Origin of the sequence: Burkholderia sp. Se-20373, assembly GCF_017104705.1 — a bacterium.
Classification (GTDB): Bacteria; Pseudomonadota; Gammaproteobacteria; order Burkholderiales; family Burkholderiaceae; genus Burkholderia.
In genome coordinates this window covers 75,798-82,785 of the sequence record NZ_JAAGPH010000017.1, presented here as the reverse complement: position 1 = coordinate 82,785, position 6,988 = coordinate 75,798, and the positions used below count along the sequence as shown (strand labels likewise).

At 67.1% G+C, this 6,988-nt stretch carries 6 protein-coding genes; 5 read left to right on the top strand and 1 reads right to left on the bottom strand.

Annotated elements, in window-relative coordinates:
- From G3N96_RS09010 to G3N96_RS09000, 3 genes are all read left to right on the top strand, one after another.
- Positions 1–170 (top strand): NfeD family protein (locus G3N96_RS09010; protein WP_277399434.1); only part of this gene is annotated, 170 nt, incomplete at its 5' end.
- Entirely contained in the window at positions 167–940 is a 774-nt protein-coding gene (locus G3N96_RS09005; RefSeq protein ID WP_206136987.1) for a slipin family protein, read from the top strand. The genes G3N96_RS09010 and G3N96_RS09005, both read left to right, overlap by 4 nt.
- A gap of 157 nt (positions 941–1,097) precedes the next feature.
- Entirely contained in the window at positions 1,098–2,039 is a 942-nt protein-coding gene (locus tag G3N96_RS09000; RefSeq protein WP_206136986.1) for an Abi family protein, read from the top strand.
- 427 nt (positions 2,040–2,466) lie between these two features.
- On the opposite strand, the gene G3N96_RS08995 is transcribed toward G3N96_RS09000, so the two are convergent.
- Positions 2,467–3,744, bottom strand: a complete 1,278-nt coding sequence (locus G3N96_RS08995; protein WP_206136985.1) for a haloacid dehalogenase-like hydrolase — start codon at positions 3,742–3,744, stop codon at positions 2,467–2,469.
- A gap of 510 nt (positions 3,745–4,254) precedes the next feature.
- Between G3N96_RS08995 and G3N96_RS08990 the strand changes: the two genes are divergently transcribed.
- Positions 4,255–5,154, top strand: a complete 900-nt coding sequence (locus G3N96_RS08990; RefSeq protein WP_206136984.1) for a M24 family metallopeptidase — start codon at positions 4,255–4,257, stop codon at positions 5,152–5,154.
- Positions 5,155–5,199: 45 nt separating this feature from the next.
- Positions 5,200–6,987, top strand: a complete 1,788-nt coding sequence (locus tag G3N96_RS08985) for an SDR family oxidoreductase (RefSeq protein WP_206136983.1) — start codon at positions 5,200–5,202, stop codon at positions 6,985–6,987.
- The last annotated feature ends 1 nt before the right edge of the window (position 6,988 follow it).

The window sequence follows — 6,988 nt, the reverse complement described above, 5'->3', positions numbered from 1 at the left end:
GGGCGCGCGTGCGCGGCGAGCGCTGGCGCGTAGCCAGCAGTGCGCCGCTTGCCGCGGGTTGCCGCGTGCGCGTCACCGGCCGCCACGGGCTGCTGCTCACCGTCGCCCCGCTCTACGACGTGCCGGGGCAGGAACCCCATCGAGAACAACACCAGGGAGAACCTTCATGATCGGTTTCACGTTCGGCTTCAGCAGCATCCTGATCGTCTTCGTCGCGGTGCTCATCGCGTCGTCGATCCGCATTTTCCGCGAGTACGAGCGCGGCGTGGTGTTCATGCTCGGCCGGTTCTGGAAGGTGAAGGGGCCGGGGCTCGTGCTGATCATCCCGATCGTCCAGCAGGTCGTGCGGATCGACCTGCGCACCGTCGTGTTCGACGTGCCCGCGCAGGACGTGATCACGCGCGACAACGTGTCGGTGAAGGTCAATGCGGTCGTGTATTTCCGCGTGGTCGATCCGGAGAAGGCCGTGATCCAGGTGGCGCGCTTCTTCGAGGCGACGAGCCAGCTCGCGCAGACGACGCTGCGCGCGGTGCTCGGCAAGCACGAACTCGACGCGCTGCTCGCCGAGCGCGAGCAATTGAACGCCGACATCCAGAAGACGCTCGACGCGCAGACCGATGCGTGGGGGATCAAGGTGTCGACGGTCGAGATCAAGCACGTGGACCTGAACGAGACGATGATCCGCGCGATCGCGCGGCAGGCCGAGGCCGAGCGCGAGCGGCGCGCGAAGGTGATTCATGCGGAAGGCGAGCTGCAGGCGTCGGAGAAGCTGCTGCAGGCCGCGCAACGGCTCGCGCTGCAGCCGCAGGCGATGCAGCTGCGCTACCTGCAGACGCTGACGACGATCGCCGCGGACAAGAACTCGACGATCGTGTTTCCGCTGCCGGTCGATCTGCTGGGGGCGTTGCTGGAGCGGTTGGGGGGGAAGCGGGAGGGGTGAGGCAGACATTTGGATATGCCATGCTCCGCCGGGCGAGGGACTACAGGCGTCGACAGCGACCGGCGCAACCTCATCTGCCAAATGGTATGGAAGATGGCAGCCCACGCTCCGTTGGCGTATACAACGAGATCCGCATGCATGGCAGTACGGATCAACGATGGGCAAGACTCGGACAAGGAAGACAGTATCGGCAACGCCAACCAGGGCCTATGCCAAGGTGGCCCTCAGTGCCGAGGAAACACTGCATCGACTGTGGCAGCGCGGCCTGCGCATCGACGATCGTCCCGCGAATTTGCGAATGCTTCGGTCGATCGGCCATTTCCGGCTGCTGGTCTACATGCGCCGGTTTCAGAACCCCGCCACCAAACGGTTCTGGCCTCGAACCCGTTTCTCCGACGTCGTTGAACTCTACGCCTTCGATCGACGTCTGCGCTCGGTCACGATGGACGCGATCGAGCGCATCGAGGTTGCGTTGCGCGCTGCACTGAGCAATCCCCTCGCAATCGACTACGGCAGCCACTGGTATGTCGAGCGGGACCGTTTCGCCGACCTGCGCCACTACGCGCGCATTCTGGATCAGATCGCCCGGGAATGTGAAACGCGGAAAGGCTCGGCACTGACTCACTACTATCGAACCTACGCCAGCCCCGACCTGCCGCCGATCTGGCTGGTCTGTGAGCGGTTGAGCCTGGGCGCGTTGTCCCGGATCTTCAGCGCGCTCTCGACTCACGACCGGAAGGTCGCCGGGCGCCACGTGTGGCCGGACATCCCGGATACGGTGCTCACCAGCTGGCTGCAATCGCTCACCGACTTGCGCAATGCGTGCGCTCACCACGCTCGGCTTTGGGGAATGAAGCTGACGGTATCGCCCCCCGCCAAGCCAGCCGGGCGAAGTCTTGTCCGATATGCCCCGGAAATGACCCGCCCCGAGACGTTCTACGCCCGCGCGACGATGATGAAGGCCCTGCTCGACCCGCTCGGTCATGGCGGCGAATGGCGCGAAGCCTTGCGAGCAACGTTGACGGGGTGTGAACATGTGGACCCGGCGACACATCTCGGCTTCACGACCGATTGGCATTCGACGCCGGCGTGGCAGTGAGTTCAGGGCGGATGCAACGGATTGCGCCGTTTTCGGCGCGAGGCCTTTTGACATCCCGTCGATACTTCGCTAGCATCGTCGATGAAAATGCTGGGGACGCCTCTCGACGATGCGCAACACTTCAGACGGCAAAAGGACGCGCGAGCGTCCTTTTTTATTTCCAGGCCTGCTTCCAGTTCCAACCCGTTCCCGGATTCAGCGACCCGCCCCCCGCGGTCGACCGTGCACGCACGCCGCGCCGATCCCTGCCTCTCGTGCGGAAGACGAACTGCTGTTCCCGCTGCCGGTCGATCTGCTGGGCGCGTTGCTGGAGCGGTTGGGCGCGCCGCGCGAACGCTGAGACGCTCGTTTCCGGCCCGCGCGGCGCGGCTGTCGATTCCGCTGGACGCTGGGCCGCAACAGCCCTGCGTCCAGCGCCCGGCACGCGTCAAGCCAGCAGCTTGCGCTCGGTCTTGCCGTACTTGATCGACTTCTCGTCCGGGATCATCAGGCCCGTGTGCTCGTCGCGGCCCTGCAGCAGGAAGCGCGCGTCCGGCGTGCCGATCTGTTCGGCCGCGAGTTTGCTGTCCGCGCCGATCTCGCCCTTCTTCATCCGGTTGACGATCACGCCGGCCGCGGTGTCCTTGAAGTCGCGCAGCATCCACGCGTCGCCGTCGCTGTCGCCGAACACCAGCAGCGGGCCATAGCCCTTCTTCGACGCGAGGACGTTGCGGATGCCCACCGTCTTGCCGGGCCCCCAGTTGAAATGCCAGCCGGCCGGATACGTGCTCGTGTACTTGCCGTCCCGCATGTCGAGACGCAAGCCGATCACGTTCCCGGGCGGCACGCCGTAGCCATAGTTCGGATTGCCGGCGAACACCCGCACGACATCGTCGAGCGATGCCGTGCTGACGTACACGTCGATGCCGTTCGCGCGCAGCGTATGCATCACCGCGCGAATTTCCTCGTGAATGCGAATGCCGTGGAAATGCGTGTCGGCCACCACGCCGGCCTTGCCCGGCAGTGTCTTCGGGCTTTCGTAGCGGACCTTGCGCAACGCGTCGCCGATGCCGTAGTTGTTCGACGCTTCCGCCATCGCCTGCAGCTCGGCGGTCGTCATGTTCTTGTAGAAATAGATGATCCACTTGTAGCCGATCTCGAGCGGATGCGTGTCGCAGATCGCGTCGTACATGAAGTACAGCTTCGCGCGGAAATCCTTGAACTGATCGGTCTCGCGAATCTCGTCGAGGCTCTTGTCGCCGCCGAATCCCTGGTAGTTCGCGTAGAGCCAGCGATAGTCGGATTCGATGTCGGCCGCGAGGTCTTCCATCGTCACCGGCTTGCCGTCCACCGTCGCGTAGTCCTTCATGAAGGCGCCCTTCGGCACGTCCTTCCACATCACGTCGACGAATTCGGCCGGCGTCAGCTTGTACTGCAGATGGTTGATCTGGTACATCAGCAGCGCCTCTTCGCAGTCGTTCATGATGCACGTGTTGTCCCAGTCGAACACCGCGTACGGGCGGCGCTTGTCGTCGTAGTGCGCGCTCGCGACGCCATGCTGGTCGAGCACCGCCTGCAGGCGCGCGGCGTTGAACGGCGACCAGCGGCCCGGGTCCAGCGCATCCGGCACGGCGGCGCTCTTCGCGCCGGCCGTGCCGGCCTTGAGCAGCAGCGATGTCGCGGCGGTCGCCGCGGCAAGGGTATTCATGAACTGGCGGCGTTGCATGGTCTCTCTCCCTGGAAATGTCGAATCGGTTTCAGTCGCTATCCCGCGCGGCTCACCGCGCACCGGCCGCTGATCGGCGCGGCGAAGCCGGGACGGCTCCGAACCGGGGGCGAATGATGTGACGAAATTATTTCGGCAATTTGACAGCGTCGCGCCGCGACACGACGGGGAGTTGATCCGGCGCGACATGTCGCGCCGTCGCCAGGCGGCCGCGCGCGCGGCCATCGGGCCGGTGCCGGCAGACGGCGCGTGACGATCCCGGCCCGTGCCCCGCCGACCCGGACGGGTGCGCCGGGGGCCGTCCGGCCCAACTTCCGGAAATCTAGAGTTTCCACTCCACTTCGGCCCTTCATTAGGACAAATCCTCACCCTTGGGGGCTGGCGCGCGTCCCGGAACCGTCTATGATCATTACATCGCTCAATGACACATTAAATGCTGACTGAATAACCCGCATCGGTGACGCCGGCGCGGGCGCATTCCGGATCAGCCCCCCCCAACGGAGACGCATCATGGCCGACCATCCCCCGCTGCCGGAAGTCCACCTCGACGAGCTGCCGCAATTCCGCGCGGTCCAGCAGCTGGCGTACCGCTGCGTCGAAACCGTCGGCGCGATGCTCTACCCCGGCATCACCGAAAAGGAAGCCGCGCGCCTGCTGACCGAATGGCTGCAGGACAACGGCGTGCACGACTGGCTGCACAAGCCGTTCGCGTGGTTCGGCGACCGCACCGCGTTCGAAGGCTTTTCGGGCCTCAAGCACCTGGGCGGCTTCAATCTCGCGTTCTTCCCGAGCAACCGCCAGCTCGAAACCGACATGCCGGTGATCCTCGACGTCGCGCCGGTGCTCGACGGCATCGTGGCCGACGTCGGCTACGCGCACTGCCTCGGCCACAACCCGATCCTCGAACAGTTGCAGGACGACCTCATGGACCACCGCGACATGATCGTGCGGCTCGTGAAGGCACGCCGGCCGATGGCCGAGGTCGCGCAGGAAGTCGACGCGCTGTGCCGCCGCCAGGGCGTCGAGCCGCGCCACAAGGCCTATCCGTTCAAGGTGCTCGCGCATCGCGTCGCGAAGATCCACAAGCTGTCGAAGCCGCGCTTCGTCGCGCGCTTCGGGCTGAACGCGACGCGCAACCTGCTGCTCGACCAGGGCCGCGCGGCGAAACAGCAGGGCTGGTCGCCGCTGTGGTCGATCGACCGCCGCTCCGAGCATGCGCCGGTGCCTGGCCTGTGGGCCGTCGAGCCGCATCTCGGCTTCGCCGGCGTCGGGGCGAAATTCGAAGAGCTGCTCGTCATCACCGAAGACGACGCGTACTGGCTCGACGAAGACCTGCCGCACGTGCGCCGCTGGCAGCGCCGCCAGGCCGAGCGGCTGCAGGCCGTCGCGACCGTGCCGGCCGCTGCCTGACCCGAACGCGCCCTTCCTCCCGACTCCCTGAACAACGGACTCACGATGCAGCCTCTTTCCGACGAAGCGCCGCTGGCCCTGTTCGAATCGGTTCACAGCGAAACGGCGGTCGCCTCCGGCGACCTGACGCTCGCGGTCAAGACCTGGGGCGACCCGGCCCGCTCGCCGGTCGTGCTCGTGCACGGCTACCCCGACGACAGCAGTGTCTGGCAGCACGTCGCGCCGCTGCTCGCGCGCAAGCACTACGTGATCGCGTACGACGTGCGCGGCGCGGGCCTGTCCGGCGTGCCGAAGCGCACGGCCGACTACCACCTCGCGAAGCTGACCGACGACTTCGTCGCGGTGATCGACGCGCTCTGCCCCGGCCGCACCGTGCACCTGATCGCGCACGACTGGGGCTCGATCCAGGGCTGGGAATTCGTCACCGATCCGCGCCTCGCCGGCCGGATCGCTTCGTACACGTCGTGCTCGGGGCCGTGCCTCGACCACGTCGGTTTCTGGCTGCGCGAACGCGTGCTGCGCCCGACGCCCGCGTCGCTCGGCAAGCTCGGCGGCCAGCTCGTGCGGTCGTGGTACGTGTACCTGTTCCACCTGCCGTTCATCCCCGAGCTCGGCTGGCGGCTGTGGCTCGGCCGCGCGTGGCCGCGCCTGCTGCGCCGGCTCGAGAAGACGCCCGCCATGCCGCGCCCGACGCAAGCCGACGACGGCGCGCGCGGCGTGCGCCTCTATCGCGCGAATTTCATCCGCTGCCTGTTCGCGCCGCGCGAACGCTACGCGCATGCGCCGGTGCAGACGATCGTGCCGCTCGGCGACAAATATGTGAGCCCGGCGCTGTCCGAGAACCTGTCGCGCTGGGTGCCGCAGTACTACCGCCGTGAAGTCGCGGCCGGCCACTGGCTGCCGCTCGCCGATCCGACACGCTTCGCGGCGCTCGCCGAGCAACTGATCGACGCGGTCGAATCGGGCAACGAACCGCCCGCGCTCGCGAACGCGCGCCGCCGCGCCACGAGCGGCCGTTTCAGCGGCAAGGTCGCGGTGGTGACCGGCGCGGGCAGCGGGATCGGCCGCTGCGCGGCGCTCGCATTCGCCCGCGAAGGCGCGACGATCGTCGCGTGCGACATCGATCTCGCGAGCGCCGAACGCACCGCGCTGCTGATCGGGCTCACCGGTGCGCAAGCGCACGCGAAGCGCGTCGACGTCGGGTCCGCCGATGAAATGGAAGCGCTGGCGACGTGGGTCGGCAGCGAACTCGGCGGCGCGGACGTCGTGATCAACAACGCGGGCATCGGCATGGCCGGCGGCATCCTCGATACGAGCGCGCGGCACTGGGAGCGCATCCTGCACGTGAACCTGTGGGGCGTGATCCACGGCTCGCGGCTGTTCGCGCGGCAGATGGCCGCGCGCGGCACCGGCGGGCACATCGTCAACACCGCCTCGGCCGCCGCGTTCGGGCCGTCGCGCGACCTGCCCGCGTATGCGACGACGAAGGCCGCCGTGCTGATGCTCAGCGAATGCATGCGCGCGGAACTCGCGGAACAAGGCATCGGCGTGACGGCCGTGTGCCCCGGTTTCGCGGAGACCGGAATCATGGCGTCGACGCAATACGCGGGCGCCAATGCGCAGGACGAAGCGCGGCTGCGCAAGCGCGCGACGAAGCTGTACCAGATGCGCGGCCTGAAACCCGAAACCGTCGCGCAGGCGATGGTCGACGGCGTACTGCGCAACCGCCCCGTCGTCGCGGTCGGCGGCGAGGCGCACGCGATGCGCTTCGTCGGCCGCTTCATGCCGTGGCTCGGCCGGATGATCGCCCGCGTCAGCATGGCATCGCATTGAC